This is a genomic window from Pseudomonas parakoreensis (assembly GCF_021602155.1).
Classification (GTDB): domain Bacteria; phylum Pseudomonadota; class Gammaproteobacteria; order Pseudomonadales; family Pseudomonadaceae; genus Aquipseudomonas; species Aquipseudomonas parakoreensis.
The window spans coordinates 200,653-227,008 of record NZ_BQHY01000007.1; the positions used below are offsets into that span (position 1 = coordinate 200,653).

Below are 26,356 nucleotides of genomic sequence, written 5' to 3' on the forward strand. Positions count from 1 at the left end.
TCGTTCAGCGATCCTGCGCGTCCTTGATGTCCGCTTCGGCGTTGCGCTGCGCAACGCGCTTGCGTTCCTCATCGGTCAGTTCGACCTTGTTGGCGGTGTCGCGCAACATCATCAATCCGCCAACGATCGAGCCGATTGCAACGACCAGAATCAACCAGGCATACCAGGGCATAACGGCTCTCCTTAATGGCAACTTGGCGGGCGAGGGTTCGCCAGCGACGCTGCATACCACTTATGAGCGAAATGACTTCGCAGTGGTTCCATTCTAGGCCCGATATCCAAGCCGCACCTTAATTCCCTGTAGGAGCTGCCGAAGGCTGCGATCTTTTGACTTTGCTTTTTCAAAAACAAGATCAAAAGATCGCAGCCTTCGGCAGCTCCTACATGATGGGTTATCGCCCCGTTAGCATGGCATCGGCCGGAGCGTCAGCGCGCAACTGACCGGTAAGCATGAAGTAGCCGAAACCGACTGCCATGAAACCAAGGAAAATCAGCCCGATCAGCGCATTGAACCAAGCCATGGCGATCAGGCACACCACCGCCAGCACCAGCGCGATCAGCGGGATCAACGGATAGCACGGCGCACGGAAAGTCCGCTCGAGATTGGGTTCGGATTTACGCAGTTTGAACAGGCTGAGCATGCTCATGATGTACATCACGATCGCGCCGAACACGGCCATGGTGATCATCGCCGCGGTAAGGGTCATGCCGCCGAGGTTGATCAGACCGTCGCTGTAAATCGCGGCGATGCCGATGATGCCGCCGGCGATGATCGCCCGGTGCGGGGTCTGGAAGCGCGAGAGTTTCGCCAGCGACGCCGGCAGGTAACCGGCGCGGGCGAGGGCGAAGAACTGTCGCGAGTAACCGAGGATGATCCCGTGGAAACTCGCCACCAGACCGAACAAACCGATCCACACCAGCATGTGCAACCAGCCGGAATTGTCGCCGACCACGGTTTTCATCGCCTGTGGCAGCGGGTCATTGATGTTCGCCAGTGTGCGCCAGTCACCGACACCGCCGGCGAAGAACATCACGCCCATCGCCAGCAACACCAGAGTCAGGATCCCGCTGATGTAGGCCTTGGGAATCGTGCGCTTGGGATCCTTGGCCTCTTCGGCGGCCATCGCCGCACCTTCAATGGCGAGGAAAAACCAGATCGCAAACGGAATCGCAGCGAACATCCCGGCAATCGCCGGCGCACCGAACACATCGGAGCCGGCCCAGCCGTTCAGGGCAAAGCTGCTGAAGCTGAAGGCCGGTGCGACCACGCCCATGAACACCAGCAATTCGATCACTGCCAGCACGCAGACGATCAGTTCGAACGTTGCCGCCAGTTTCACCCCGAGGATGTTCAGGGTCATGAACACGATGTAGGCGCCGACCGCTGCGTGTTTCGGGTCGAGCGCCGGAAACTGCACATTCAGATAGGCGCCAATCGCAAGGGCGATGGCCGGAGGGGCGAAGACGAATTCGATCAGCGTGGCCAGTCCGGCAATCAGTCCGCCTTTTTCACCGAAGGCTCGGCGGCTATAGGCGAACGGCCCGCCCGCATGAGGAATCGCGGTGGTCAGTTCGGTGAAGCTGAAGATGAAGCAGGTGTACATCGTGGCGACCATGAAGGAGGTCACCAGAAACCCCAGTGTGCCGGCGACGCCCCAGCCGTAACTCCAGCCGAAGTACTCGCCGGAAATCACCAGCCCGACGGCGATGCCCCACAGGTGCAAGGTGCCCAGCGTGGGTTTGAGTTGTGTGTTCATGCGCATGCTCCCTGAACGGTTTGGAAAGCTCGGGGGAGGGCGTTTGCAGTGGGCGTGCCAGTCATGTGAATCAGGTCGCAATAGGCTGAAAGCTGTCGTTATCCAAGATGTTCATTACCGGATGGGTACATTTTCGTGCGCCAGTTGGGTGCGACGTCGTTAGTGCTGCCGTCTTCGCGGGCAAGCCCGCTCCCACAGGTTTGGCGTTGGAATCAAACTCTGCGGACCACGCAAAAAACTGTGGGAGCCGGGCTTGCCCGCGATGAGGCCCGATCTGACGCTGCAAAACCCCGCTGTAAAGCCAGCATAAACCCACTCTTTACGCTTTCTTTATGCGTCGCTGCCCCCCTCGCTCTCGTTCCTTTACAGCCTCCTTTCCGACAATGCCTCCACACGCGGCAATACGCCGTAACACGGAGATCTTCCATGAGCGTTCTGGACGGGGTGTCCCTGCTGTTGGCAGCCGGGCTGTTCATTTATCTGTTGGTTGCGCTGTTGCGCGCGGATCGGAACTAGGAGCGGCTATGCACAGTTATGACTATTGGCTGATCCTCGCGTTTTTTGCGGTGGTCTTGCTGCCGGCGCCGTTCCTCGGGCGCTTTTACTACAAGGTGATGGAAGGTCAGCGCACCTGGCTGACACCGATTCTCGGCCCGGTCGAGCGCGGTTGCTATCGGATTGCCGGGGTTGATCCGCAGGCTGAGCAGAGCTGGCAGAAGTACACGCTGGCGTTGCTGGCGTTCAACCTCGCGGGTTTCCTGCTGCTGTTCGCGATCCTGTTGTTTCAGGATCACTTGCCGCTGAACCCGCAAAACCTGCCGGGCCAGGAATGGACCCAGGCGTTCAACACCGCGGTCAGTTTCATGACCAACACCAACTGGCAGTCCTACAGCGGTGAAGCGACCCTCAGTTACCTGAGCCAGATGGTCGGCCTTACCGTGCAGAACTTCGTCAGTGCCGCCACCGGTCTCGCCGTGCTGGTTGCGCTGTGCCGTGGCATCGGTCGCAAGTCGACCAAGACTCTGGGTAACTTCTGGGTCGACATGACCCGCGCCACCCTTTACGGCCTGCTGCCGCTGTGCCTGCTGCTGGCGCTGTACCTCGTCTGGCAGGGCGTACCGCAGACTTTCGCGCAATATGTGAACGCGGTGACGATGCAGGGCGTCGATCAAGTGATCCCGCTCGGCCCGGCCGCCAGCCAGATTGCGATCAAGCAACTGGGCACCAACGGCGGTGGCTTCTTCGGTGTGAACTCGGCGCATCCGTTCGAGAACCCGACCGCGTGGAGCAACCTGTTCGAAGTCGCTTCAATCATCCTGATCCCGGTGGCGCTGGTGTTCACCTTCGGTCATTACGTGAAAGACCTGCGTCAGAGCCGCGCGATCATCGCCTGCATGCTCGCATTGTTCCTGATTGGCGGCGCGACGTCGCTGTGGGCCGAATATCAGCCTAACCCGGCGCTGAACAATGTCGCGGTCGAACAGACCGCGCCGCTGGAAGGCAAGGAAGCACGCTTCGGTACCACCGCCACCGTGCTGTGGTCGGTGACCACGACTGCGGCGTCGAACGGTTCGGTCAACGGCATGCACGACAGCCTCAACCCGCTCAGCGGCATGGTCGCGCTGGTCAACATGATGGTCGGCGAAGTGATCTTCGGCGGCGTCGGTGCCGGGCTCTACGGCATGTTGCTCAACGTGCTGATCGCGGTGTTCCTCGCCGGCCTGATGATCGGCCGCACCCCGGAATACCTCGGCAAGAAACTGCAGGCGCGGGAAGTGCAATTGCTGGTGGTGACCTTGCTGGTGATGCCGATCGGCGTGCTGGTGCTCGGTGCGATTGCCGCCACTCTGCCTGGCCCGGCGGCGACCATCAGCAACCCCGGCCCGCACGGTTTCAGCCAGTTGCTCTACGCCTACACCTCGGCCAGCGCGAACAACGGTTCGGCGTTCGGTGGCCTGAGCGCCAACACGCCGTTCCACAACCTGATGCTCGGTCTGGGCATGTTGATCGGTCGCTTCGGCTACATCCTGCCGGTACTGGCTCTGGCCGGCAGCCTGGCGATGAAGAAAACCGCACCGATTGGCCAGAACAGCTTCCCGACTCACGGGCCACTGTTTGTGACGCTGCTGACCGTGACCATTTTGCTGGTGGGTGGCCTGACGTTCTTGCCGACCCTCGCATTGGGCCCAATCGCCGAACATCTGAGCATGGGCTTCTAAGGAGTCAATGATGAATATGCCCGCAATCAAACCCGCCGCCGTCAAGGCGCCGGAACAAGCGAAAACCGCGATCTCGGCCCTGTGGCGTCCGGCGCTGGTGCAAGCTTTCGTCAAGCTCGACCCGCGCCAGCTGGTGCGTTCGCCGGTGATGCTGGTGGTCGAACTGACGGCGATTTTCACCACCGTACTGTGCTTCATCCCGGACAACGTCGTACCGACTTTCGTCGCCGCGCAGATTGCTCTGTGGCTGTGGTTCACGGTGCTGTTCGCCAACTTCGCCGAAGCCTTGGCCGAGGGGCGCGGCAAGGCCCGCGCCGACAGCCTCAAGGCCGGCAGCGAAGGCCTCAGCGCGCGGCGCAAACTGGCCAATGGCAGCTTTCAGGTGGTGCCTGCCGCCAACCTGCGCAAAGGTGATGTGGTGCGCGTCGAAGCGGGAGAGATGATCCCCGGTGACGGCGAAGTCATCGAAGGGATCGCGGCGGTCAATGAAGCGGCGATCACCGGTGAGTCGGCGCCAGTGATTCGCGAGTCCGGCGGCGATCGCTCGGCGGTCACCGGCAACACGCGCCTGGTGTCCGACTGGTTGCTGGTGAAGATCACCGCCAACCCCGGTGAGTCGACCCTCGACTGCATGATCGCACTGGTCGAAGGTGCCAAACGCCAGAAAACCCCGAACGAAGTCGCGCTGGATATCCTGCTGATCGGCCTGACTCTGATCTTCCTGCTGGTGGTGGTGACCCTGCAACCGTTCGCCCACTTCGCCAACGGCAGCCTGCCGCTGGTGTTCCTGGTGGCGCTGCTGGTCACGCTGATTCCGACCACCATCGGCGGCCTGTTGTCGGCCATCGGTATTGCCGGGATGGATCGTCTGGTACGCCTGAACGTGATCGCCAAGTCCGGTCGCGCCGTGGAAGCGGCCGGTGACGTGCACGTGCTGCTGCTGGACAAGACGGGCACCATCACCTTCGGCAACCGTCGTTGCAGCGCGGTGTATGCCGCGCCGGGCGTGAGTGGTCGCGAGTTGGCCGAAGGTGCGTTGTTCGCCTCGCTGGCGGACGAAACCGCCGAAGGCAAGTCCATCGTCGAATACCTGCGCGGTCTGCACCCGCAATCCGAGCCAACGCTGGATACCTTGACTGCCGTACCGTTCAGCGCGGAAACCCGCCTGTCCGGTGTCGACTATCAGGGCCGCGTGTACCGCAAGGGCGCCGTGGATTCGCTGCTGGCCTTCCTTGGTCAACAACGCTCCGATCTGGCCCCGGCGCTGTCGCGGGAAATCGACAAGATCGCGCAGAGCGGCGGTACGCCGTTGCTGGTCTGCGCCGACGGCAAACTGCTGGGTGCGATCCACCTCAAGGACGTGGTCAAGCCAGGCATTCGTGAGCGTTTTGCCGAGCTGCGCAAACTGGGGATTCGCACCGTGATGGTCACCGGTGACAACCCGTTGACTGCTGCGGCCATCGCGGCGGAAGCGGGCGTCGATGACGTGCTCGCCGAGGCTACTCCGGAGAAGAAACTGGCGCGTATCCGCCATGAACAGAACGACGGCCGTCTGGTCGCCATGTGCGGCGACGGCGCCAACGACGCCCCGGCGCTGGCCCAGGCTGACGTCGGCATGGCGATGAACGACGGCACGCAAGCCGCGCGCGAAGCGGCGAACATGGTCGACCTCGACAGCGACCCGACCAAGCTGCTGGACGTGGTGCAGATCGGCAAGGAATTGCTGGTGACCCGTGGCGCGCTGACGACCTTTTCCATCGCCAACGACGTCGCCAAATACTTCGCGATCCTGCCGGCGCTGTTCGCCGCGATTTATCCGCAACTGGGCGTGCTGAACATCATGCACCTGACCAGTCCGCAGAGCGCGATCCTCTCGGCCATCGTGTTCAACGCCCTGATCATCGTGGTGCTGATTCCACTGGCATTGCGGGGCGTGCGCGTGCAGGCGGCGAGCGCCGCGGCATTGCTGCGACGCAATCTGCTGATCTACGGACTGGGCGGGATTCTGGTGCCGTTCGTGGGGATCAAGGCGATCGACATGCTGCTGACGGCGCTGCATCTGGTGTGATCCCTTCGCGAGCAGGCTCGCCCCCACAGTTGCAATGCGGTCCCCTGTGGGAGCCAGCCTGCTGGCGATGAAGTCGACTCGGTCCACCTGAATTAACGCGGTATCCGCTTTCTGAATTCGAGGATTTTGCAATGTCCACAATGTTACGTCCGGCCCTGAGCCTGCTGGTGCTGATGACCTTGGTCACCGGTGTGGCCTATCCACTGGTGGTGACCGGCGTTGCCCAGGTCGCCTTTCCTGAACAGGCTAACGGCAGCCTGGTGCACGATGCCGACGGCAAAGTGCGCGGCTCGTCGCTGATCGCCCAGGATTTCGTCGGTGATGCCTGGTTCCATCCGCGTCCTTCGGCGGGCGCGTTTGCGACCGTGTCCAGCAGTGCCAGCAACCTTGCACCAAGCAATCCGGCGCTGGCCACGCGGGTGATCGACGACGCCAACAAGTTGCAGGTGCCCGGCCAAGGGCCAGTGCCCTTGGCGCTGCTGACCACCTCCGGCAGTGGCCTCGATCCGCACTTGCCACCGGCGGCAATTGCCTATCAACTGGCGCGTGTCGCGCAAGCGCGCAACCTGCCGGTGGCGACCTTGCAGCAACTGCTCGATGCGCACATTGAACAGCCGCTGGTGGGGCCACCGGTGGTGAATGTGCTGGAGCTGAACATGGCGCTGGAAAAGCTGTAATTCGGCGGCGCGGCCATTCGCGAGCAGGCGCGCTCCCACAGGAATACGCGTTCCAAATGTGGGAGCGAGCCTGCTCGCGAAGAGGGCCAAGAGAACACCGCATAACTATCAGGAAGAGAGAGCATCAAGCATGAGCGACTCCGGCCGCGCCGACGCGCTGTTAGCAGACCTGCCCCGCGACGGCCGTGGTCGGCTGAAGATTTTCCTCGGCGCCGCTCCCGGCGTCGGCAAAACCTACGCCATGCTCCAGGCCGCACACACGCAATTGCGCCAGGGCGTGAAAGTCATCGCTGGCGTCGTCGAAACCCACGGCCGCGCGGAGACTGAAGCGCTGCTCGGCGGTTTGCCGCAGCAGCCGTTGGTGCGCTCGGAATACCGAGGCGTGATGCTCGAAGAAATGGATCTCGACGGTCTGCTTGCGGCTAAGCCGAAACTGGTACTGGTGGACGAACTGGCGCACACCAACGCCCCGGGCAGTCGTCACGCCAAGCGCTGGCAGGATATTCAGGAACTGCTCGCCGCCGGCATCGACGTCTACACCACGGTCAACGTCCAGCACCTGGAAAGTCTCAACGATCAGGTGCGCGGCATCACCGGTGTGCAGGTGCGCGAAACCCTGCCGGACTGGGTGCTGCAGGAAGCCTACGAACTGCTGCTGATCGACCTGCCACCGCGCGAGCTGCTGGAGCGTCTGCGCGAAGGCAAGGTCTACGTGCCGGAACAGGCGCGGGCAGCAATCGATGCGTTTTTCACCCAGACCAACCTCACCGCGCTGCGTGAACTGGCGATGCAAACGGCGGCCGCGCAGGTTGATAACGATCTTGCACAAGGCTATCGCCAACTCGGTCAGGCGGCTCCGGCGGTACGCGGGCGTTTGCTGGTCGGCGTTGATGGCGACGCGCATGCCGAACGCCTGGTGCGTCACGCCAGCCGGGTGGCCCAGCGCCGGCATTTGCCGTGGAGTCTGGTGCATGTCGACAACGGCACGGTGCGCGACGAGCAATCGCGCCTGCGCCTGCAAAACGCCCAGCAACTGGCCGAACGCCTCGGCGGCGAGGTGGTGTTGTTGCGCGCCGGCGAAGTGGCAAAAACCCTGATCCAGCATGCCGCCGAACGCCGTGCGAGTCTGCTGCTGGTCGGCCAGTCGCGGCCGAGTCTGCGCCGTCGTCTGTTCGGTGGTGGGCTCGCCGCGCGTTTGTTGCGTCAGGCCCACGGCCTGGAAATCAACGTCCTCGATAACGACCATGAACACCCGCAGCCGCGTCTGCGGGCGACGCCGACGCTGGTCTGGTTCGACTATCTGTTGGCGCTGGTTGCCACGCTGTTGGCCAGTGCCCTGGCGTGGGCGGTCTCGAGTATTTTGCCGCTGCCGAACATCTCGCTGGTGTTCCTCGCGGCGGTGTTGCTGGTGGCGGTGCGCAGCAGTCTGGGGCCGGCGCTGGCCTGTGCAGCGCTATCGTTTCTGACTTACGATTTTCTGTTCATTCCGCCGAATTTTTCCTTCGCCATCCAGCGCGAAGAAGACGTTTTGACCTTGCTGTTCTTCCTGCTGATGGCGGCGCTCACCGGTAATCTCGCTGCGCGTCAGCGACGGCAGTTGCAGGCGCTGCGCGACACGCAGGAAGAGACCACCGAGCTGCTCGACCTGTCGCGCAAACTCACGGCGGCGACGGATCGTCAGGCCGTGATCAGCGCTGCCGCGCAGCACCTCAATGGCTGGAGTGATCTGCAATTGTGCCTGCTCAACCGCGACGGTCAGGGCGGCTGGAAAGTCGAGACCGGCGGGCCGCTGGAATTCAGCGAATCCGAACGTGCCGCCGCCGACTGGGCCTGGCAGCACGATCAACCGGCGGGCATGGGCACCGGCACGCTGCCATTCGGTCGCTGGTGGTGGTGGCCGCTGTCGGTGGAAGACGGGCCGCTGGCGCTGCTCGGGGTCTGCGCCAAAGAGGGCCAGACTTTGAGCGGGCAGCGTCGACGCCTGCTCACCGCGTTGAGTCAGCCACTGGCGCAGGCATTGGCCCGGGCGCAGCTGGCGGACGATCTGGAAGCCGCGCGCCTGCACGGCGAAACCGAGCAATTGCGCAGTGCGCTGCTGGCTTCGGTATCCCACGATCTGCGCACGCCGCTGACCGCCATGCGCGGCAGCATCGACAGCTTGCTCGCCCTCGGCGAAGCGATCCCGCTGGAGGATCGCCGCGAGTTGCTCGAAGGCACGCGCGATGAAGCCGAACGCCTCGACCGCTACATCCAGAACCTGCTGGACATGACCCGTCTGGGTCACGGTGCGTTGAAACTGGCACGCGACTGGGTAGCGCCGGCGGACATCGTCGGCAGCTCGCTCAATCGCCTGCGTGCAGTGCTCGCGCCGTTGCAAGTCAGCACCGATGTGCCGGCCGAGTTGCCGCTGCTGTTCGTACACGCCGCGCTGATCGAGCAGGCGCTGGTCAATGTGCTGGAAAACGCTGCGCGCTTCTCGCCGCCACACGGTCGTTTGCAACTGAGTGCCGGCGCCAATGACGAAGAGATTTTCTTCTCCGTCAGCGACGAAGGCCCGGGAATTCCCGAGGACGAGCGGGCGAAGATTTTCGACATGTTCTACACCGCCGCCCGTGGCGATCGCGGCGGGCAGGGCACCGGTCTGGGGCTGGCGATCTGTCAGGGCATGGTCGGCGCGCATGGCGGGCGGATCAGCGTCGCCGACGGCATCGACGGCCGCGGCACTTGCATCACCTTGTACCTGCCGTTGCAGGCGCAACCGGGGATGGACCATGAAGCCTGATCGCGACTGCGCTACTCTCTTGCCAATCTTTTGTGTCGATGTGAATTCATGAGCCAGACCGCGACCATTTTGGTCATCGATGACGAACCGCAGATCCGTAAATTCCTGCGCATCAGCCTCGCCTCACAAGGCTACAAAGTGCTCGAGGCCGGCACGGGGGCCGAAGGCCTGGCACAGGCGGCGCTGAACAAGCCCGACTTGCTGGTGCTCGACCTCGGCCTGCCGGACATGGATGGCCAGCAGGTACTGCGCGAGTTTCGCGAGTGGGCCACCGCGCCGGTTCTGGTGCTCTCGGTACGGGCCAGCGAAGGGCAGAAAGTCCAGGCGCTGGATGGCGGCGCCAACGACTACGTGACCAAACCGTTCGGCATTCAGGAGTTTCTCGCTCGGGTCCGCGCGTTGTTGCGTCAGGCACCGGCCGGCGAGGCGCAACAGGCGGCGCTGACGTTCGGCCCGTTGACCGTGGATCTGGCCTATCGGCGGGTGTTGCTCGATGGCGCCGAAGTGGCGCTGACCCGCAAGGAATACGCGGTGCTGGCGCAGCTGGCACGGCATCCGGGGCGGGTGATCACCCAGCAGCAATTGCTCAAGGACATCTGGGGGCCGACGCATACCGAGGACAGTCATTACCTGCGGATTGTCGTTGGACATTTGCGCCAGAAGCTGGCGGATGATCCGACCCGGCCGCGGTTTATCGTGACTGAGGCGGGGGTTGGGTATCGGTTGTTGAGTGACAACAGTCTGTAGTTTTTGTATTGCCTGGTCTGGCCTCTTCGCGGGCAAGCCCGCTCCCACAGTGGCCGGTGTGCTACACAAATCTCAATAACACCTTAAAACCCTGTGGGAGCTGGCTTGCCAGCGAAGAGGCCCTGCCAGACATCCGGGATTTCAACCCTGTTCACTCTCATACCGATCCAGCGTATCCCGCGCAATCTCCCGCCCCAGCGCGATCAGTTCCGGCGCTTTGTAGAATTCGAAAAACCGGCACACGCGCTTCGGCACGTTGATCAGGATGTCCGGCGGATAGCCGGCGATCTTGTATTGCGCCAACGAGGTCTGCATCACCTCGAAACTCTGGTTGATCAAGTCCAGCAGTGACGCCGGTCCGACGTTGTCGATGATGAACGAGCCGGTGGCGGACTTCGGCGCGCCTTCGCGCTCGGGTGCCGCTGCCGGTTGCTGACTTTCCGGTTCGCTGCCTTCCAGCCACGGGTTGATGTCCGCCGCCTCCGCACGCAGGGCTTCCTGTTCAAGCAGCAGCAATTGCTCGGCCTGTTTGCGGCGGAACGGCATCTTCGAACCCAGCGAACTGAGCAGGCTGTCAAAGCGCGAACGAAAGGCTGGCGGGCGCTGAATTACCGGCAATTTGTAATGCCGCTGGTTGGTGGCGTTGAGGTTGACCGCGATGATCAGGTCGCAGTGGCTGGACACCACCGGCACAATCGGCAACGGGTTGAGAATGCCGCCGTCCACCAGCATCCGATTGCCCTGCATCACCGGCGTGAACAGGCTGGGGATCGCCGCCGAGGCGCGCATCGCCTGATGCAGGCAGCCTTCCTGAAACCAGATTTCCTGCTGGTTGGTGAGGTCGGCGGCGACCGCGGTGTAGGGGATGCGCAGGTCTTCGATGTTGATTTCGCCGACGATCTTGCGGATCTGTCCGAAGACCTTTTCGCCGCGAATGGCCCCGAGACGAAAGCTCACGTCTACCAGCCGCAGCACGTCCAGATAGTCGAGGGTTTCGATCCAGTTGCGGTACTGATCGAGCTTGCCTGCCGCATAGATTCCTCCGACCACCGCCCCCATCGAACAACCGGCAATGCAGGCAATGTCGTAACCGCGTCTTTCGATCTCTTCGATGACTCCGATATGGGCATAACCCCGGGCGCCACCGGAGCCCAACACCAGTGCGACACGCTTTTTCATCAAGCTTCCTCCCCGACAAGGCTTCACAATGCACCCATCCGGGGGCGGGCGACAATCGTCAGGGTCGTTCGGGGCCGCAGGCGCGTCGTTTTTCGCTACGGCGTGATCACTCGGCGCTATGCTTTGGTCACCGCAGATTCATGGGGCGCCAAGGCACTTTTCCCGCGCCGTAACGTCTTACCTGCACGACTGTTGACCTATTTTGAGGTGTGAGTGATGAAAGCCTGGATCTGTGTGCCGTTGATTGCGCTGGCATTGGCCGGTTGCGCTGGCAAGACTGCTTATCGTGACAGCTGTGGCAGTCAGCTCGATGCGGCGTGGCATGAACTGGACCTGGCCAAGGCCGAAGGTTTTGCCGGCACGGTCAGTTACTCCAAGGCGCTGTCGTTGCTGACGGCGGCCAAGACTCAACAGCAATTCGAAGGCTTCGAAGGCTGCAGCAAAAAGGCCGAGAAAGCCCGTTTCTATATTCGCGAATCTCGCGCCGGACGCTAAGCTGCTGACTTGACGCAAGGATGCGCCTGCCTTCTGACGGCAGACTCATCCTTCAAGCCATGTGAATCAGGAGCAAGTGATGTCTGCGTTGGTTGACCGGTTGGTGGCTCATGTCCTGAGTCTGGAAGTGCGTTTGCTGGCCTGTCAGGCGCGCTTGACTGCGCGTACCGACCCCGAGGCGCTGCATGACTTGCGCACTACGGTACGGCGCTTGCGCAGCCTGCTTCGGCCTTTGCGCGGTTTGCCCGGGGTCGAGCAACTGGAAGGTGCGGCATCCGCGGTGGGGCAGTTGACCACGCCGTGGCGCGACCGCGAGGTGCTGGCGGCGTACCTGCTCAAGCATGATCAACCGCAAGCGGCGCAGCGGCGCATGGCGCAAATGGACGAAGCTTATCCAGCCTTGGCAGCCAGCGCCGAAGTGGCTTCGCTGCTGATCATCCTCGACGCTTTCCCGCGATTTTTGCGTGCCTCCGAGCGGCAGGGTCTGCTCAAGGGGCTGGGCAAACGCATCGAAAAACGCCTGCACAAACAATGGAAAAAACTCGACGAGGCCCTGCACGATCCGGCCCATGACCGGCATCGTCTGCGCTTGCTGATCAAGCGCGTGCGGTATGGCATCGAAGCCTATCCGGAACTGGATCGCCTGCCTGAGCCGGCGCTGGAGCGGCTGAAGTCGGCGCAGGGTGCGCTGGGCGACTGGCACGATTGCTGGCAGTGGCTGGCGCGGGCCGAGCAGGAAAGCGATCTGCAACCCTGCGTCGCGACCTGGCAGGCGGGCCTGATCAAGGCTGAGGCCAAGGCGGATCGGGTGCTGGAAAAACTCAGTTCAGCCTGCTTCAAATAACCTCGATATCACCCGGCCCCTGTAGGAGCTGCCGAAGGCTGCGATCTTTTGATTTTAAAAAACAAAGATCGCAGCCTTCGGCAGCGCCTGCAGGGGTTTTGTTTGAATGGGAAATCGGGGTAAGGCCTTTCTGTCAGTCCATTTGACCGGAATAGACGCTGCGGCGCTCTGCCATGCTGGTTAAGATCGCTGCATTCCTTTTTCGCTTGCCGAGGTTGTCATGCGCTTTTCCGATCTGCTCGAGGCGGTTCGTCGCCAGCCAGAAGTGACCATTCCCGCCGAGTGGGGTCAGGGCCGGGCCAGTTTTGGCGGCCTGGTCGCGGCGTTGCAATACGAAACCATGCGCGCGAAGGTGCCGGCCGATCGCCCGGTGCGTTCGTTGGCGATCACCTTTGTCGGCCCGGTCGAGCCGGACGTTCCGGTGCGTTTCGAAGTCGATGTGCTGCGTGAAGGCAAAGCAGTCAGCCAAGTGCTGGGCCGTGCCCTGCAGAACGGTCAGGTGGTGACGATTGTGCAAGGCAGCTTCGGTGCTTCGCGGCCTTCGGAAGTCGCGGTGGCGGCCTATCCGGCAGCCGAGATGAAGCACTGGGACGAATGCCAGGAGTTGCCCTATATCAAAGGCGTGACCCCGGAGTTCATGCGGCACCTGGCGATGCGCTGGAGTGTCGGCGGCATGCCGTTCACTGGCAATAAATCGCGGCAGATGGGCGGCTGGGTGCGCTTGCGTGGGGACGTCAAGGAAGAACCGGTCAATGAAGCGCATCTGCTGGCGCTGGTGGATGCCTGGCCTCCGGCACTGTTGCCGTATCTGAAGAAACCGGCGCCGGGCAGCACGTTGACCTGGACCATTGAATTCGTGCAGCCGTTACGCGACTTGAGCACCCTGGACTGGTGCAAATACCTGGCGGATATCGAGTACGCGGCTGATGGTTACGGCCATGTGGCCGCCAAGCTGTGGAGCTCGGAGGGGGAGTTGATCGCCATGAGTCGCCAGACCGTGACGATTTTTGCCTGAGTCACTCAGTGCCGACGATGGCGCTCCCGCCAGGCGCGCCACCAGCCGCCACTGAGGAAAAACCGTGGAAAGGTCAGGAACTGCTCGACCAGCAAGCGCGACACGGCATCTTTGCGATCACTGAACGGCTCGGAGGCTTGCGCCTCCAGGCTGTGGCCATGGCGCTGCAAACCCAGCGCCGCGACAATCCCGATTACGCCGATGGCGACACTGGCCAGGCTCAGGCTGAACACTCCGGACACGATCAACAGAAATGCGACGATGAACAACGGCACGGCGATCAGGTGCAACACCAGATTGGTCGGGTGCTGGTGATTGTTCGGGTACGCGCGCCATTGCCACGCGGGAAGGTTGGGATGACGTTTGCCCATGTTGACTACTCCTCGATCCATGTTGAACACATGCTTGAAGAATAGGCCGGGGCGGGTGGGGCGGCGAATCAAGGTTGGCTATTGGCATCATAGTAATGGTGAACAAAAAAAGATCGCAGCCTTCGGCAGCTCCTACATTGAAATGCGTATACCTGTAGGAGCTGCCGAAGGCTGCGATCTTTTGATCTTCAGAGTTTCAACTGCCCGATTGCCTTGTTGAGCTCCCCGGCCAACGTCGCCAACTCATTACTGGTGGTCGCCGAATCCACGGTCTGCTGCACGGTGTTTTCGGTCACATCACGAATGCTCACCACTGCCCGATTCATCTCTTCCGCCACTTGGCTCTGCTGCTCGGCCGCCACCGCAATCTGCGTGTTGCTCTCGCGCATCTGCGCCACGGCGCCAGTGATTTCCGCCAGCGCCTCGCCAGCCTCCTGTGCCTGCTGCACGCAGTCGTCGGCCTTGTACGAACTCTCCTGCATGAAGTCCACCGCATCGCGGGTGCCGGCCTGCAGCGCCGAGACCATGGTGGTGATTTCATCGGTGGAGGTCTGCACGCGTTTCGCCAGGTTGCGCACCTCATCGGCGACTACCGCAAAACCGCGGCCCATCTCGCCGGCACGGGCTGCTTCGATGGCGGCGTTCAGCGCCAGCAGGTTGGTTTGCTCGGCGATGCTGTGAATCACGCTGACCACGCCGTTGATCTTCTGGCTGTCTTCGGCCAGGCGCTGGATCATTTCGGCGGTCTGCTGCACGCCGCTGGAGAGTCCGGCAATCGATTGCTGTACGCGACTGACCACTTGCTGACCGCTGCCGGCCAGACCATCGGCGGTCTGCGACAGATCGCGGGTGGCGCCGGCGTGCTGGGCGATGTGATAAACCGTGGCGGTCATCTCGTTGATTGCGGTGGCGGCCTGATCGGTTTCGCTCTGTTGGCCGAGCATGCCGTGGCGCACTTCGTTCATGCTCGCCGCCAGGCGCGCGGCACCGACGTCGAGTTGTCGCGCAGTGTTGGCGACGGTGGTGACCACCCGTTGGTAACCGGCCTGCATCGCGTTGAACGCGTTGGCCATCTGCCCGACTTCGTCCTTGCACGCCAGCGGCACGCGAGCCGAGAGGTCACCGCTTTTCTCCACATGCAGCATCACGTCTTTCAATGTGTTGAGTTGGCTGAGCAGGAAGCGGATCAGCAGTTGCGAAGCGCCGAGCATGGCCAGCATCAGGATGAACACTGCCACCGCGTAGTTGGCAAAACGTTCACTGAACACTTGCGCCAGGCTTGGACCATAGGCAATGACTGCCACCTGCTGGCCGTCGGCACGGCTGAACACTTCGGCGCCCATTAACGGGTTATTGCCGAACAATGGCAGGTGATTGATTTCGTTCCAGCCGTTGTTGTCACTGATCTCCAGCACCGGCTGATCGTTGAGGCGCGGCGCCTCCCCGCGTTTGAAGGTCAGAATCTGATCAGCCTTGGGCAATGCCTGCCCGGCCGGCCAGGCCTTGAGCAATTGTGCCTGGGCCTGGGCGGAGGCCTGCGCCGCGTGGCTGCGCGCCTGCTGTTCCAGTTGCACGGCGTACAGCACCAGCAACAGAGTGGTGACGAAGGCGACCGCGTTGACCGCCCAGAATTTGTATTTCAGCGAGATATTGCTAAGCCAGGCACCCATGGAGGTCTTCTCTGATAGCGGAAACAGTTTTGGCAAGGTGCCAGCATTGTGCCGCTATGCAGATCTGCGGATCTTGATACACATCAAAAGAACGCATTCCCCCTGTGGGAGCGAGCCTGCTCGTGAAGAGGGCGTGTCAGCCAACACCCATGCCATCTGAACCACGGCTTTCGCGAGCAGGCTCGCTCCCACAGGAGAATTTCGGTGTGTCAGGGAAGGGCGGGAGGTTGAAGAACGCACGGGCACACGCGGTGGTGTGCACCGCCAGGTCTTCCTCGCTCTCGCCTCGGTGCAACGCCACTTCGCGCAATACTTCGGTCAGATACGCCGGCTCATTGCGGCCGTTCTTCGGCTTTGGCCGCAGGGTGCGGGGCAGCAGGTACGGCGCGTCGCTTTCGAGCATCAGTCGTCCGCGTTTGATCTCCTTGACCAGCGAGTGCAGGTGCGTGCCGCGGCGCTCGTCGCAGATCCAGCCGGTAATGCCGATGTGCAGATCCAGATCCAGGTAACTGAACAAGGCTTTCTGCTCGCCGGTAAAGCAGTGCACCACAGCGGCGGGCAGTTGATCACGAAAGTCCCGGAGGATTTCCAGCAGACGCTGACTTGCATCCCGCTCATGCAGGAACACCGGCAACTGCAGTTCTACCGCCAGCGCCAGATGTTCTTCGAGGACTTTTTCCTGTTGCGGACGTGGCGAGAAATCACGGTTGAAATCCAGCCCGCATTCACCCACGGCGACCACGTTTGGCTCGTGCAGCAGACTGCGCAACCGGCGCGCGCTGTCAGCATTCCAGTCACTGGCCGAATGCGGGTGAATGCCGGCGGTGGCGAACAGCTGTTGGCCACCGTCATCCAGTTGCCAGCATAGCTCCAGCGCCTGTTCGCTACCTTCGACGCTGGTGCCGGTCAGCACCAGTTGGCAGACCCCGGCGGCGTAGGCGCGGTCGAGCACGGCCTGATGTTTTTCAGCAAAACCGGGGTTGGTCAGGTTGACGCCGATATCGATGAGTTGCATGGTTCTACCTCGGGCCGAAGGCCGGAAAGCATACCAGAGCTGTAGATTTATAAGAAAAGCCAAGAACTACAAAGAGTTATAGCTGTCTTTTGATGCCGTGACAGAGCCCGGGTTGGCGGATAAGCCATCACTGTGCCAGTCTCTCGCACTTTGCCAGCGCTCCAGGCGCTCTGTTTTCGTCGGCGATTTCGACCGTTCAGCGGTTAAAAAACGCCCCGTATTCTTTCCGGAGAGTGGATGCATCGTCCCTCGGTTTTGCTCCTGTTGTGTGCGTCGCTGCTATTGCCGATAACGGCGGTTGCGCGCTTGCCCGGGCCACAGCAAGCCGTGCCGGCCGCCAAGGTCCGAGACCTGTCGGAGATACGCAGCAGCCGCGTATTGCGAGTGCTGGTCAACCAGAGTCGCAACAGCTCCGGAGAAGTCCAAGGCCAGGCCATCGGGGTCGAATACCATCGCCTGCGCGCCTTCGAGCAATACCTCAATGGCCACGCCCGCGACGGCCAGGAAGTCACTCTCAAGATCATTCCCAAAGCCAAGGATCAACTGCTCGGCGCGTTGCAACGCGGCGAAGGCGACCTGGTGGCGCCCGGCGAGCTGCTTGATTTGCAGCCGGGCCACGCGGTTGCCAGCAGTGAGCCGATCGCCAGCAACGTGCCGCTGGTGCTGGTCGGGATCAAGGGCGAGCGTCGTTACACCAAGGTCGAGCAGCTTTCCGGCAAGACCCTGGCCTTGCCCACCGGCAGTGCGGCAGGGGACGCGGTTAGCCAGCTCAATCAGAAACTGGCGCTGCACAAACTGGCACCGATCAAGATCGAATGGGTCGATCCGACGCTGGCGGTCGAGGACGTGCTGGAGATGGTGCAGGGCGGAATCTTCCACCTGACTATCGTTGAGCAACCGATCGCCGAGCGCTGGGGCAAGATCCTGCCCAAGCTGCGTTTTGACCGGCAATTGATGATCAGTGAACCGGGTGAGGAGTACTGGTTCGTGCGTCGTGATGCCTCGATGCTGCGGGCGAGCATTGATCGCTTCCTCGGCGGCTACAAGAAACCGGCGAACGAGGATGCCGAATTTTTGCGGATCTATCGGCGCCTCTACCAAGTGCACTATCCGTTGGCCAAGGCTGACCGTCAGCGTCTGGAAAAACTGCGCCCGACGCTGCAAAAACACGCCGATGCGCAGAACATGGACTGGCTGAACCTGGCGGCGCTGGCCTTCAAGGAGTCGGCCCTGCAACCCGGCGCCCGCAGCGGCAGCGGCCCGACCGGGTTGATGCAGATCACCCCGTCCGCGGCGCAGCGGGTCGGTGTGAACAACATCCAGAATCTCGATGCGAATGTGCAGGCCGGGGCCAAGTATCTGGCGATGATCCGTCGCAAGTTTTTCAACAGTCCGAAACTCAATGAGCGCGAGCGCATGGCGTTCACCCTGGCCGCTTACAACATCGGTCCGGAACGGGTGCAAGGCATGCGCGCCGAGGCTCGGCGGCGCGGGCTGAATCCCAACCAGTGGTTTTTTCAGGTCGAGCGCATCGCCATGGAGCAGGTGGGCATGGGCCCCGTCAGCTATGTTAATAGCGTGAACAAGTACTACCTGGCGTTCGACCGGGAGCGGGAGTCACTGGAGCCCCGGGAACAGAAAGTCGCCTCACGTAAATGATCAAATAATTTGATTGTTATGGCGGAATAATTGCGCTTTTAACATGAATTTAACTGATTAATATAGCGGCCAATCCCAACACACTTCTCGCAAAACAAGGAATGCCCCATGAGCTCACTGATCAACAAGGTTCTGTTCACCCGCGCCGGTTACGGCCTGACCATTCTGCGTATCGCGGTCGGCGTGATCTTCGCCGCCCACGGTTCGCAAAAACTCTTTGGTCTGTTTGGCGGTTACGGTCTGGCAGGCACCGCGCAGTACATGGACAGCATCGGTCTGCACCCGGGTTACCTGATGGCCACATTGGCCGGCGGTACTGAGTTTTTTGCCGGTCTGGCGTTGATCATCGGCCTGCTGGTGCGCCCGGCGGCGCTGGGCCTGACCTTCCTGTCGCTGGTGGCGATCTTCACCGTGCACATCAGCAATGGTCTGTTCATGGCCAACAACGGTTACGAGTTTGCCCTGGCGCTGCTCGGTGGCAGCCTCGCGGTGATGATCGAGGGCGCCGGCAAGCTGTCGGTGGATCGCGCCATCGCCGGTTGAGCGCTCTGGATCAAGCAAAAGGCCCGCATTGTGCGGGCCTTTTTTTGTTGTGGCTGATTCTTGACACTCATCGGTCACGTTCTCTAGGATGTTGCACATGCGCCGATTTAAACAGCTACTTGCGGGGCGCCAGGTGACTCAGACAGTTGCCGTCAGAAGCCGGAACAGGGCTTCGAAATACCGCTAAAGCGCTGGTTCGGTGTTGCCTCTCACCTGCCATGCAGACTTTTGAGGCAGAGACACGACACGATGAATGCACTACGCCCTCCAGCACGTCCCGCGCCGATCACGGCACATATCACCCAACGCAATCCAAAAATCCTGCTTGGCGGCAAACACCAGCCGACGCTGTTGCGTTATCTGGATGGCTGGCCACGTCGCAGCGGCGGTCCTGCCGCGTTCCTGATCCAGTTTGTTGAAGACGGCGAGTCGCTGGCGCGCTTTGCCAGTGACAGTTTTGACCTCGCCGTGATTCAGGCGCCGAGCGCTGAAGACGCGCCAGAAATGATCAAGCAACTGACCCGCGTTGCGCGGCAGGGACTGATCACGCGCCGCTGAGCGTTACGGATACTCGATCGCCACGATATAGACAAACTGCTCACCGGTTGGCGTCTGCACCCGAACCTCGGCGTCCAGCGCCTTGCCGATCAAGGCACGAGCCAGCGGTGAGTCAATGCTGATCAGACCCAGTTTCAGATCCAGTTCATCCGGGCCGACGATACGGTAGCGCGACTGCTTGCCGTCTTCGTCCTCGATGGTCACCCAGGCACCGAAGTACACCTTGTTCGGATCGCTGGGTTTTTCGCTGACGACCTTCAGTGCTTCGAGTCGCTTGGTGAGAAAACGCACGCGGCTGTCGATCTCGCGCAGCATTTTCTTGCCGTAGGTGTACTCGGCGTTTTCCGAACGATCACCCTGCGCCGCTGCCTCGCTGACTGCCTGCGTCACTTGCGGGCGGCGCACATGCCACAGTTCATGGAATTCGGCGCGCATCCGCGCTTCACCTTCAGGGGTGATCAGCGCGGTGCCGGCGGTGCGGGGAGGGCGATAACGACTCATGGCAACTTCTTCTGGTGACGAAGGCTGGAGTCTATCAACCCTCGCGCAAGACTGTCAGCGGACTCGCATTCAGTGCTCGACGCGTGCCGAACACCCCGGCACCGCCAATCAGTGCGGCGCCAATTAATGGCAGCACCAGCAGCCATGGATGCGGATGCCATGGCAGATCGAAGGCAAAGCGATACAACACCAGACTCGCCACTTCCGAACCGATGGCCGCCAGCAAACCGCTGACCGCGCCGAGCAGACCGAACTCGATACGCCGCGCCTTGACCAGCAACTGCCGTTGCGCGCCCAGTGCGCGTAACAACGCGCCTTGGCGAATGCGCTCGTCCAGCGTGGCCTGCAAGCCAGAGAACAGCACCGCCATCCCCGCCGCCAGCACAAACAACAATACATACTCCACCGCCAGGGTGACCTGGGCGAGGATGCTGCGCAGTTGTTCCAGCAGAGCTTCGACCTGAAGGATGGTCACCGCCGGGAATGCTCGTGACAGCTCGACAATCTGCTGATCGTGACCAGGTGCCAGATAGAAACTGGTCAGGTAAGTCGCCGGCAGATCCCTCAGGGTGCCGGGCTGGAAGATCATGAAGAAGTTCGGCTGAAAGTTGTCCCAATTGATTTCGCGCAGACTGGTGACCCTGGCTTCACGATTGACCCCGCCCACGCTGAACACCATGCGATCGCCGAGTTTGAGCTTGAGGCTTTCGGCGACTTTGCCTTCCACCGACACGCCCGGTATGTCTTCCGAGGGTTGCCCGGTCCACCACACACCGGCGGTGAGCGTGTTGCCGGCCGGCAAGTCGGCGGCCCAGGTCAGGCTCAAGTCGCGTTGCACTGCACGGTCGCCGGCGGAATCCTTGCTGACGATCTGTTGCACCGGTTCGCCGTTGATACTGACCAGCCGTCCGGGCACCACTGGGTACAACGGTGCCGCTTGAGCCGAGACTTTGATCAGGTGGTCGGTGAAGGCTTGTTTGTCCGCGGGCAGGATGTTCAGGGCAAAGTAATTCGGTGCGTTTTTCGGCAACTGGTTTTGCCAGGTGTCGAGCAGCTCGCCGCGCAGCAGAGCGATCAATGCCATCGACAACAGGATCAGACCGAACGCCAGCGCTTGCCCGGCCGCCGCCAGCGGATGACGCAACAACTGCCCCAGACCGAGGCGCCACGGCAGCGGTGCACGGGCGAGCATCCGTCGCAGGCTGTTGAGCAGCAACAACAGCAAACCACCCAATACCAGCGCCGCGACTACACCGCCGCCCAGCAGGGCGAAAGTCAGCAACAGATCCAGACTCAGGCGCCACATGATCAGACCCAGTGCGCCCAGTGCCGCGCCATAGACCATCCAGGTACTCGACGGAATCGGCAGCATGTCACGGCGCAGCACGCGCAGTGGAGGCACCCGACCCAGCGCGGCAAGCGGTGGCAGGGCGAAACCGGCCAGTGCGACCAGTCCCGTACCGATGCCGGCCATTGCCGGAAACAGGCCGCCCGGCGGGACATCTGCCGGCAGCAGATCATGCAGCAGGGCAAACAGCCCCAGTTGTGCCAGCCAGCCAAGCACCGCACCACTGAGGGCGGCGAACAGACCCAGTACGCTCAGTTGAATACTGAACAACAGCATGGTTTCTCGACGCGACAAACCGAGGCAGCGCAGCAAGGCACTGGCGTCGAAGCGACGCCTGGCAAAGCGGTTTGCAGACAGCGCCACGGCCACGCCGGCCAGCAGGACCGCGACCAGACTCGCCATGTTCAGGTAGCGCTCGGCCTTGCCCAGTGCGCCGCCAATCTGCCGGTTGCCGTCGCGCGCATCCTGAATGCGCTGATTGGCGGCCAGGCCCGGTTTGAGCAATTGCCGATAGGTTTCCAGCGCCTGCGGTTCGCCGCGCCACAGCTCGCGGTAGCTGACGCGGCTGCCGGGCTGTACCACGCCGGTGGCGGCAAGGTCGTCGAGGTTGATCATCACCCGAGGCGTCAAGCTGTAGAAATTGCCGGCGCGATCCGGTTCGTAGGTCAGCACGCGGGTCAGTTTCAGCGTTTTCATGCCGACGTCGATGCTGTCGCCGATTTTTAGATCCAGGGCGGTCAGCAAACGTGCCTCGACCCACGCTTCACCGGGTTGCGGTTCGCCGCCGGTTGTCTCGGCGGCAAACGGCGCCGGGGCACTTTTCAGTTCGCCGCGCAGTGGATAAGCGCGGTCGACGGCTTTGATGCTCGATAACTGAATGCCGTTGTCGGTGGCGACGACACTGGAAAACTCCACGACCCGTGCATGATTCAAACGCAGCTCGGTGCCGCTGCGAATCTGTTCGTCGCGGGCCGGCGAACTGCCTTCGAGGACCAGGTCGGCGCCAAGGAACTCGGTGGCGCGCAGCATCATCGCGCCGTTGAGACGGGCGCCGAAGTAGCCGATGGCGGTACTCGCGGCCACCGCCACCAGCAGGGCGAAGAACAACACGCGAAGTTCGCCGGCGCGAGCATCGCGCAGCAATTGGCGAAGGGCGAGACTGAACAGACGCAAGAGCGGCAGACGTGCCATCAAGGCTCCAGAGGGGCGACCAGCAGCCCGGCTTCAAGTCGAATCAGGCGCCGGCAGCGATGGGCCAGGCGTTCGTCGTGGGTCACCAGTACCAGCGTGGTGCCGCGTTCCTTGTTCAGTTCGAACAGCAAATCGCTGATGCGCTCGCCGGTGTGGCTGTCGAGGTTGCCGGTGGGTTCGTCGGCGAACAGCACGTCGGGCTCGGCAGCGAAGGCGCGGGCAATCGCCACGCGCTGCTGTTCGCCGCCGGAGAGCTGGCGCGGCGAGTGCGTCAGGCGCTGGCCGAGGCCGACGCGCTGCAACAATTCAGTGGCGCGCTCACGGGCGTCCTTGCGGCCATCGAGTTCCAGCGGCAGCATGACGTTTTCCAGGGCGTTGAGGCTGTCGAGCAACTGGAACGACTGAAAGACGAAGCCTACGTGCTCGGCACGGATGCGCGCGCGCTGGTCCTCGTCGAGACTGCTCAGGCCCTGGCCGGCGAGAATGACTTCGCCGCTGCTCGGCAAATCGAGACCGGCGAGCAGGCCGAGCAGGGTGGATTTGCCGGAACCGGACGCGCCGACGATGGCCAGGCTGTCGCCCTGGTTCAGTTCCAGGCTGAGTTCGTGCAGGATAGTCAGTTCACCTTCCGCGCTGGGAACCACTTTGCTGAGGTTCTTCGCGGTGAGAATGCTTGCGCCCATGGAGAATCCGATGCGTGTGTGGTTTTTGAGTGCTGGCCTGGCCTTGATGTGCATGGCCCAGAACGCAGCGGCGGGTACTGTCCTGATCGTTGGCGATAGTATCAGCGCCGGTTTCGGACTGGATACCCGCCTGGGGTGGGTATCGCTGCTCGAGCAACGGCTCAAGGCTGAAGGTTTTGACGACAAAGTGGTCAACGCCTCTATCAGCGGTGACACCAGTGCCGGAGGCCAGGCGCGCCTGCCGGCGCTGCTTGCAGAGCATAAGCCGGAACTGGTGATCCTCGAACTGGGCGGCAATGACGGCCTGCGCGGAATGCCGCCAACGCAATTGCAACAAAACCTTGCGGCAATGATCGACCGCTCGCGCCAGACCGGTGCCAAGGTGCTCCTGCTCGGCATGCAATTGCCGCCCAACTACGGCAAGCGTTACACCGATGCCTTTGCCGAGGTCTACGGCAAACTTGCGGACGAGAAAAACATCCCTCTGGTGCCATTTTTCCTCGAAGGCGTGGGTGGGCATCCCGAGCTGATGCAGGCCGATGGTCTGCACCCGGCAGTCGGGGCTCAGGGCAAGTTGCTGGAAAATGTCTGGCCGACGCTAAAACCGCTGTTATGAGGCTTTTCTAGTGGCAGGCTTTCGGCTAATGTGGCGCCCCCTTATTTGGAGCCCCCGATGCCGCGTCCTGCCTGGTCCCTGTTTGCCTACCAACTGATCGAGCCTGACGAACAGCTGGATCTGTTCGCCTGCCAGGAAGTGCGGGTGCATCTGGTGACCCGTCAGCTCGAACTCGGTGGCTCGGCCGACCGCACGTTGTGCGGCAGTCTGTTGCCGGCGCAACCGCGCTGGTCGAGTGTGGATCGCCGAGTGTTCCAGGATCAGCGACTGTGTTCGTTGTGCCGGGCGATTCTCGAGTCACAAAAACGCGGCACCTCGCCGATCTGGCCTGAGTTGCGTTTCGAGCTTTAGGACCAACAGATCGCAGCCTGCGGCAGCGCCTGCATGAAGACTTCTGGCTGCCCATCGGCGCATCTCCCCGAATTCCCGAGGCGCGGTGTACAATCGCGCCCTTATACCCTTGTTGATCATGCGAAGGATTTTCCGGATGTTGCCGCGCTTTCCTGCCGTCACCCGCTGCCTGTCACTTGCCGCCCTGTGTGTGGCCGGTCCCGTTGCTGCATTGGAGTTTCCCCTGCCACCGCCTGGTGAGGACATCATCGGCCAGGTGCAGGTGATCAAGGCCAAGTACGAAGACACTTTCGCTGACCTGGGAACCAAGTACGACCTGGGCTATTCGGAAATGGTCGCGGCCAACCCGGGTGTCGATGCCTGGCTGCCGGGCGCGGGTACTGAAATCGTTCTGCCGACTCGGTTCATTCTGCCGCCGGGGCCGCGCGAGGGTATCGTGATCAACCTCGCCGAATACCGTCTCTACTACTACCCGAAAGGCCGGAACGTGGTGTACACCTTCCCGCTGGGTATCGGCCGTGAAGGGTGGGGTTCGCCAATCGCGCATACCTCGATCACCGCCAAGACGCCGAACCCGACCTGGACCCCTCCTGCGTCGATCAAGGCCGAGCACGCCGCTGATGGTGATCCGCTGCCGAACGTGGTGCCGGCCGGTCCTGACAATCCGTTGGGCCCGTTCAAGTTCACCCTGGGCACTCCGGGCTACCTGATCCACGGCTCGAACAAGAAGTTCGGCATCGGCATGCGCACCAGCCACGGCTGCTTCCGCATGTTCAACAACAACGTGCTGGAAATGGCGGCCATGGTGCCGGTCGGCACTTCGGTGCGTATCCTCAATGACGCGTACAAGTTCGGCAGCAGTGGCGGCAAGGTCTATCTGGAAGCGCACACGCCAATCGACGACAAGGGCAATCCGTCGGTAGTCGACAAGCACACCGCGGTGATCAACGCGATGCTCAAGCGCGAAGACGTGACCAACAATCTGCGCGTGAACTGGGATGTGGTGCGTGATGTGGTGGCGGCTGAAGACGGTCTGCCAACCGAAATCGGCACGCCGAACACCTCGGCACCGATTGTCTCGAGTGCGCCGATCGACCTGCAGCAATAAGCTCGATCCAGACCCGCCGATGCAAGAAGCGTCGGCGGGTTTTTTATTGTCCGGACAAAAGCTGCAGGTACAAAAAAGCCGACCCAGAAACTGGGTCGGCTTGATAACAATCCCGAGGGATTATTACTTGCGGCTAGCTTTGTCCAGCATACGCAGAGCACGCTCGTTAGCTTCGTCAGCAGTCTGTTGTGCTTTTTGAGCAGCAGCCAGAGCTTCATCAGCTTTACGGTATGCTTCGTCTGCACGAGCCTGGGCGCGAGCAGCTGCGTCTTCAGTAGCGGTCAGACGTGCTTCGGTTTCTTTCGATGCGCTGCTGCAACCGGTAGCCAGAACTGCGGCCAGAGCCAGAGCAGAGAATTTCAGAACGTTGTTCATCGTGTTCCCCTTCAAGGACTTTCAATTAAGTGGCTTTCTCCTCCGATTGAGGAAATAGCCGGCGTACATACTACCCATTACTTGTAGTAAGTAAACTGACGTAGCGCAAGAAGCAAAAAAAATTGTAGGCGTTGATTCTTTTTCGAGCAACTTTTAACGGGGCTGATTAAAAAATATCCAGCTGCAAGCCCCTGCCTCAGCGAGTTAATGAGAAAAAGTTCCCGCTGTCACGTGCTGTTTTCGGCGTCTTGCACCAAGTCTGCCTAGATGAATTCGTCTACACTTTTGTTCCGATTTTGCATGACGCCTCACATATCTTTGTCGCTCTTGAGGTGACTTTAAAGAAGAGCCTGCGTCTTAAGTCTCGACATCCGGCAATGTTCAGGTGAGCGCCTCGGGATATGTTCCCCGCGCCTGCCACTACGCCCATCGGAGTTATCCGTACAACCTGCACGATGACGAGCGCACCTTGAGCATTTTTGCCAATGGTGCCTACTATTTATCACGTGCTCGGTTGCGCGAGATCGGTGTGGCTTTTCTCGGTGTCCATCAGGCACGGGGTGGCGTAGATGTTCCTTCGCCGG

25 protein-coding genes are annotated in these 26,356 nt (G+C 61.6%); 15 read left to right on the forward strand and 10 right to left on the reverse strand.

What is annotated here, in order from left to right:
- Nucleotides 1–4 precede the first annotated feature (4 nt).
- Nucleotides 5–172, reverse strand: coding sequence for a DUF2897 family protein (locus L6D63_RS13125; protein WP_003226857.1), 168 nt, complete (start codon nt 170–172; stop codon nt 5–7).
- Between the two features lie 220 nt (nt 173–392).
- Nucleotides 393–1,757, reverse strand: a complete 1,365-nt coding sequence (gene eat, locus L6D63_RS13130; protein WP_095668643.1) for an ethanolamine permease — start codon at nt 1,755–1,757, stop codon at nt 393–395.
- Between the two features lie 426 nt (nt 1,758–2,183).
- On the opposite strand from eat, the gene kdpF reads away from it, so the two are divergent.
- The 6 genes from kdpF (at nt 2,184) to L6D63_RS13160 (ending at nt 10,250) form a co-directional block, all read left to right on the forward strand.
- A complete protein-coding gene (gene kdpF / locus L6D63_RS13135; protein WP_007963673.1) occupies nt 2,184–2,273 on the forward strand; it encodes a K(+)-transporting ATPase subunit F in 90 nt (29 codons plus the stop codon).
- 8 nt (nt 2,274–2,281) lie between these two features.
- Nucleotides 2,282–3,976 (forward strand): potassium-transporting ATPase subunit KdpA, encoded by a 1,695-nt coding sequence (gene kdpA, locus L6D63_RS13140; protein WP_095668644.1) that lies wholly within the window; start codon nt 2,282–2,284, stop codon nt 3,974–3,976.
- Nucleotides 3,977–3,986: 10 nt separating this feature from the next.
- Nucleotides 3,987–6,044, forward strand: coding sequence for a potassium-transporting ATPase subunit KdpB (kdpB, locus tag L6D63_RS13145; protein WP_131671651.1), 2,058 nt, complete (start codon nt 3,987–3,989; stop codon nt 6,042–6,044).
- A gap of 131 nt (nt 6,045–6,175) precedes the next feature.
- Nucleotides 6,176–6,721 (forward strand): potassium-transporting ATPase subunit KdpC, encoded by a 546-nt coding sequence (gene kdpC, locus L6D63_RS13150; protein WP_047295505.1) that lies wholly within the window; start codon nt 6,176–6,178, stop codon nt 6,719–6,721.
- A gap of 130 nt (nt 6,722–6,851) precedes the next feature.
- Nucleotides 6,852–9,503: a sensor histidine kinase gene (locus L6D63_RS13155; protein WP_131671650.1), complete on the forward strand. Its 2,652-nt coding sequence runs from the start codon at nt 6,852–6,854 to the stop codon at nt 9,501–9,503.
- A 48-nt stretch (nt 9,504–9,551) separates the two neighbouring features.
- Nucleotides 9,552–10,250, forward strand: coding sequence for a response regulator (locus tag L6D63_RS13160; protein WP_047295501.1), 699 nt, complete (start codon nt 9,552–9,554; stop codon nt 10,248–10,250).
- A gap of 141 nt (nt 10,251–10,391) precedes the next feature.
- Here L6D63_RS13160 and L6D63_RS13165 read toward each other — a convergent pair whose 3' ends face one another.
- Nucleotides 10,392–11,429, reverse strand: coding sequence for a patatin-like phospholipase family protein (locus L6D63_RS13165; protein ID WP_047295500.1), 1,038 nt, complete (start codon nt 11,427–11,429; stop codon nt 10,392–10,394).
- Nucleotides 11,430–11,645: 216 nt separating this feature from the next.
- Here L6D63_RS13165 and L6D63_RS13170 point away from each other — a divergent pair, with 216 nt between their 5' ends.
- The 3 genes from L6D63_RS13170 to L6D63_RS13180 all read left to right on the forward strand — a co-directional run bounded on the left by L6D63_RS13170 (nt 11,646) and on the right by L6D63_RS13180 (nt 13,783).
- On the forward strand, nt 11,646–11,924 hold the full coding sequence (locus tag L6D63_RS13170) for a hypothetical protein (RefSeq protein WP_041069470.1): 279 nt from the start codon (nt 11,646–11,648) through the stop codon (nt 11,922–11,924).
- Between the two features lie 79 nt (nt 11,925–12,003).
- Nucleotides 12,004–12,768, forward strand: coding sequence for a CHAD domain-containing protein (locus L6D63_RS13175; RefSeq protein ID WP_095668647.1), 765 nt, complete (start codon nt 12,004–12,006; stop codon nt 12,766–12,768).
- 220 nt (nt 12,769–12,988) lie between these two features.
- Nucleotides 12,989–13,783, forward strand: coding sequence for an acyl-CoA thioesterase (locus tag L6D63_RS13180; protein ID WP_131671649.1), 795 nt, complete (start codon nt 12,989–12,991; stop codon nt 13,781–13,783).
- A gap of 5 nt (nt 13,784–13,788) precedes the next feature.
- Here the strand turns inward: L6D63_RS13180 and L6D63_RS13185 are convergent, their stop codons facing one another.
- From L6D63_RS13185 to L6D63_RS13195, 3 genes are all read right to left on the reverse strand, one after another.
- A complete protein-coding gene (locus tag L6D63_RS13185) occupies nt 13,789–14,154 on the reverse strand; it encodes an Mpo1-like protein (RefSeq protein ID WP_047295495.1) in 366 nt (121 codons plus the stop codon).
- Nucleotides 14,155–14,342: 188 nt separating this feature from the next.
- Nucleotides 14,343–15,824 carry a methyl-accepting chemotaxis protein gene (locus L6D63_RS13190; RefSeq protein WP_095668649.1) on the reverse strand — a complete coding sequence of 494 codons (1,482 nt, stop codon included), beginning with the start codon at nt 15,822–15,824 and terminating at the stop codon, nt 14,343–14,345.
- A 136-nt stretch (nt 15,825–15,960) separates the two neighbouring features.
- Nucleotides 15,961–16,839 carry a TatD family hydrolase gene (locus L6D63_RS13195; RefSeq protein WP_236170341.1) on the reverse strand — a complete coding sequence of 293 codons (879 nt, stop codon included), beginning with the start codon at nt 16,837–16,839 and terminating at the stop codon, nt 15,961–15,963.
- Between the two features lie 237 nt (nt 16,840–17,076).
- On the opposite strand from L6D63_RS13195, the gene L6D63_RS13200 reads away from it, so the two are divergent.
- The 3 genes from L6D63_RS13200 (at nt 17,077) to L6D63_RS13210 (ending at nt 19,599) form a co-directional block, all read left to right on the forward strand.
- Nucleotides 17,077–18,498, forward strand: coding sequence for an MltF family protein (locus L6D63_RS13200; RefSeq protein ID WP_047295489.1), 1,422 nt, complete (start codon nt 17,077–17,079; stop codon nt 18,496–18,498).
- 108 nt (nt 18,499–18,606) lie between these two features.
- Nucleotides 18,607–19,041, forward strand: coding sequence for a DoxX family protein (locus tag L6D63_RS13205; protein WP_007964771.1), 435 nt, complete (start codon nt 18,607–18,609; stop codon nt 19,039–19,041).
- Nucleotides 19,042–19,290: 249 nt separating this feature from the next.
- Nucleotides 19,291–19,599, forward strand: coding sequence for a hypothetical protein (locus tag L6D63_RS13210; RefSeq protein WP_003226820.1), 309 nt, complete (start codon nt 19,291–19,293; stop codon nt 19,597–19,599).
- A gap of 3 nt (nt 19,600–19,602) precedes the next feature.
- On the opposite strand, the gene greB is transcribed toward L6D63_RS13210, so the two are convergent.
- The 3 genes from greB to L6D63_RS13225 are packed head-to-tail and all read right to left on the reverse strand — an operon-like array spanning nt 19,603 to nt 23,322.
- On the reverse strand, nt 19,603–20,100 hold the full coding sequence (gene greB / locus L6D63_RS13215) for a transcription elongation factor GreB (protein WP_016770885.1): 498 nt from the start codon (nt 20,098–20,100) through the stop codon (nt 19,603–19,605).
- A 34-nt stretch (nt 20,101–20,134) separates the two neighbouring features.
- Nucleotides 20,135–22,639: an ABC transporter permease gene (locus L6D63_RS13220; RefSeq protein ID WP_131671648.1), complete on the reverse strand. Its 2,505-nt coding sequence runs from the start codon at nt 22,637–22,639 to the stop codon at nt 20,135–20,137.
- A complete protein-coding gene (locus L6D63_RS13225) occupies nt 22,639–23,322 on the reverse strand; it encodes an ABC transporter ATP-binding protein (RefSeq protein ID WP_041069503.1) in 684 nt (227 codons plus the stop codon). The genes L6D63_RS13220 and L6D63_RS13225 overlap by 1 nt, the downstream gene beginning before the upstream one ends.
- Nucleotides 23,323–23,332: 10 nt before the next feature.
- Here L6D63_RS13225 and L6D63_RS13230 point away from each other — a divergent pair, with 10 nt between their 5' ends.
- The 3 genes from L6D63_RS13230 to L6D63_RS13240 all read left to right on the forward strand — a co-directional run bounded on the left by L6D63_RS13230 (nt 23,333) and on the right by L6D63_RS13240 (nt 25,397).
- On the forward strand, nt 23,333–23,938 hold the full coding sequence (locus tag L6D63_RS13230; protein ID WP_047295484.1) for an arylesterase: 606 nt from the start codon (nt 23,333–23,335) through the stop codon (nt 23,936–23,938).
- Between the two features lie 57 nt (nt 23,939–23,995).
- Nucleotides 23,996–24,289, forward strand: coding sequence for a hypothetical protein (locus tag L6D63_RS13235; protein WP_003226812.1), 294 nt, complete (start codon nt 23,996–23,998; stop codon nt 24,287–24,289).
- A gap of 136 nt (nt 24,290–24,425) precedes the next feature.
- Nucleotides 24,426–25,397 (forward strand): L,D-transpeptidase family protein, encoded by a 972-nt coding sequence (locus L6D63_RS13240; protein WP_041069516.1) that lies wholly within the window; start codon nt 24,426–24,428, stop codon nt 25,395–25,397.
- A 123-nt stretch (nt 25,398–25,520) separates the two neighbouring features.
- On the opposite strand, the gene oprI is transcribed toward L6D63_RS13240, so the two are convergent.
- Nucleotides 25,521–25,772, reverse strand: a complete 252-nt coding sequence (gene oprI / locus L6D63_RS13245) for an outer membrane lipoprotei OprI (protein ID WP_025113130.1) — start codon at nt 25,770–25,772, stop codon at nt 25,521–25,523.
- Nucleotides 25,773–26,356 lie beyond the last annotated feature (584 nt).

Coding starts and splice junctions, on each gene's coding strand:
- L6D63_RS13125 (WP_003226857.1), bottom strand. CDS start 172: ATGCCCTGGTATGCCTGGTTGATTCTGGTCGTTGCAATCGGCTCGATC.
- eat (WP_095668643.1), bottom strand. CDS start 1,757: ATGAACACACAACTCAAACCCACGCTGGGCACCTTGCACCTGTGGGGC.
- kdpF (WP_007963673.1), top strand. CDS start 2,184: ATGAGCGTTCTGGACGGGGTGTCCCTGCTGTTGGCAGCCGGGCTGTTC.
- kdpA (WP_095668644.1), top strand. CDS start 2,282: ATGCACAGTTATGACTATTGGCTGATCCTCGCGTTTTTTGCGGTGGTC.
- kdpB (WP_131671651.1), top strand. CDS start 3,987: ATGAATATGCCCGCAATCAAACCCGCCGCCGTCAAGGCGCCGGAACAA.
- kdpC (WP_047295505.1), top strand. CDS start 6,176: ATGTCCACAATGTTACGTCCGGCCCTGAGCCTGCTGGTGCTGATGACC.
- L6D63_RS13155 (WP_131671650.1), top strand. CDS start 6,852: ATGAGCGACTCCGGCCGCGCCGACGCGCTGTTAGCAGACCTGCCCCGC.
- L6D63_RS13160 (WP_047295501.1), top strand. CDS start 9,552: ATGAGCCAGACCGCGACCATTTTGGTCATCGATGACGAACCGCAGATC.
- L6D63_RS13165 (WP_047295500.1), bottom strand. CDS start 11,429: ATGAAAAAGCGTGTCGCACTGGTGTTGGGCTCCGGTGGCGCCCGGGGT.
- L6D63_RS13170 (WP_041069470.1), top strand. CDS start 11,646: ATGAAAGCCTGGATCTGTGTGCCGTTGATTGCGCTGGCATTGGCCGGT.
- L6D63_RS13175 (WP_095668647.1), top strand. CDS start 12,004: ATGTCTGCGTTGGTTGACCGGTTGGTGGCTCATGTCCTGAGTCTGGAA.
- L6D63_RS13180 (WP_131671649.1), top strand. CDS start 12,989: ATGCGCTTTTCCGATCTGCTCGAGGCGGTTCGTCGCCAGCCAGAAGTG.
- L6D63_RS13185 (WP_047295495.1), bottom strand. CDS start 14,154: ATGGGCAAACGTCATCCCAACCTTCCCGCGTGGCAATGGCGCGCGTAC.
- L6D63_RS13190 (WP_095668649.1), bottom strand. CDS start 15,824: ATGGGTGCCTGGCTTAGCAATATCTCGCTGAAATACAAATTCTGGGCG.
- L6D63_RS13195 (WP_236170341.1), bottom strand. CDS start 16,839: ATGCAACTCATCGATATCGGCGTCAACCTGACCAACCCCGGTTTTGCT.
- L6D63_RS13200 (WP_047295489.1), top strand. CDS start 17,077: ATGCATCGTCCCTCGGTTTTGCTCCTGTTGTGTGCGTCGCTGCTATTG.
- L6D63_RS13205 (WP_007964771.1), top strand. CDS start 18,607: ATGAGCTCACTGATCAACAAGGTTCTGTTCACCCGCGCCGGTTACGGC.
- L6D63_RS13210 (WP_003226820.1), top strand. CDS start 19,291: ATGAATGCACTACGCCCTCCAGCACGTCCCGCGCCGATCACGGCACAT.
- greB (WP_016770885.1), bottom strand. CDS start 20,100: ATGAGTCGTTATCGCCCTCCCCGCACCGCCGGCACCGCGCTGATCACC.
- L6D63_RS13220 (WP_131671648.1), bottom strand. CDS start 22,639: ATGGCACGTCTGCCGCTCTTGCGTCTGTTCAGTCTCGCCCTTCGCCAA.
- L6D63_RS13225 (WP_041069503.1), bottom strand. CDS start 23,322: ATGGGCGCAAGCATTCTCACCGCGAAGAACCTCAGCAAAGTGGTTCCC.
- L6D63_RS13230 (WP_047295484.1), top strand. CDS start 23,333: ATGCGTGTGTGGTTTTTGAGTGCTGGCCTGGCCTTGATGTGCATGGCC.
- L6D63_RS13235 (WP_003226812.1), top strand. CDS start 23,996: ATGCCGCGTCCTGCCTGGTCCCTGTTTGCCTACCAACTGATCGAGCCT.
- L6D63_RS13240 (WP_041069516.1), top strand. CDS start 24,426: ATGTTGCCGCGCTTTCCTGCCGTCACCCGCTGCCTGTCACTTGCCGCC.
- oprI (WP_025113130.1), bottom strand. CDS start 25,772: ATGAACAACGTTCTGAAATTCTCTGCTCTGGCTCTGGCCGCAGTTCTG.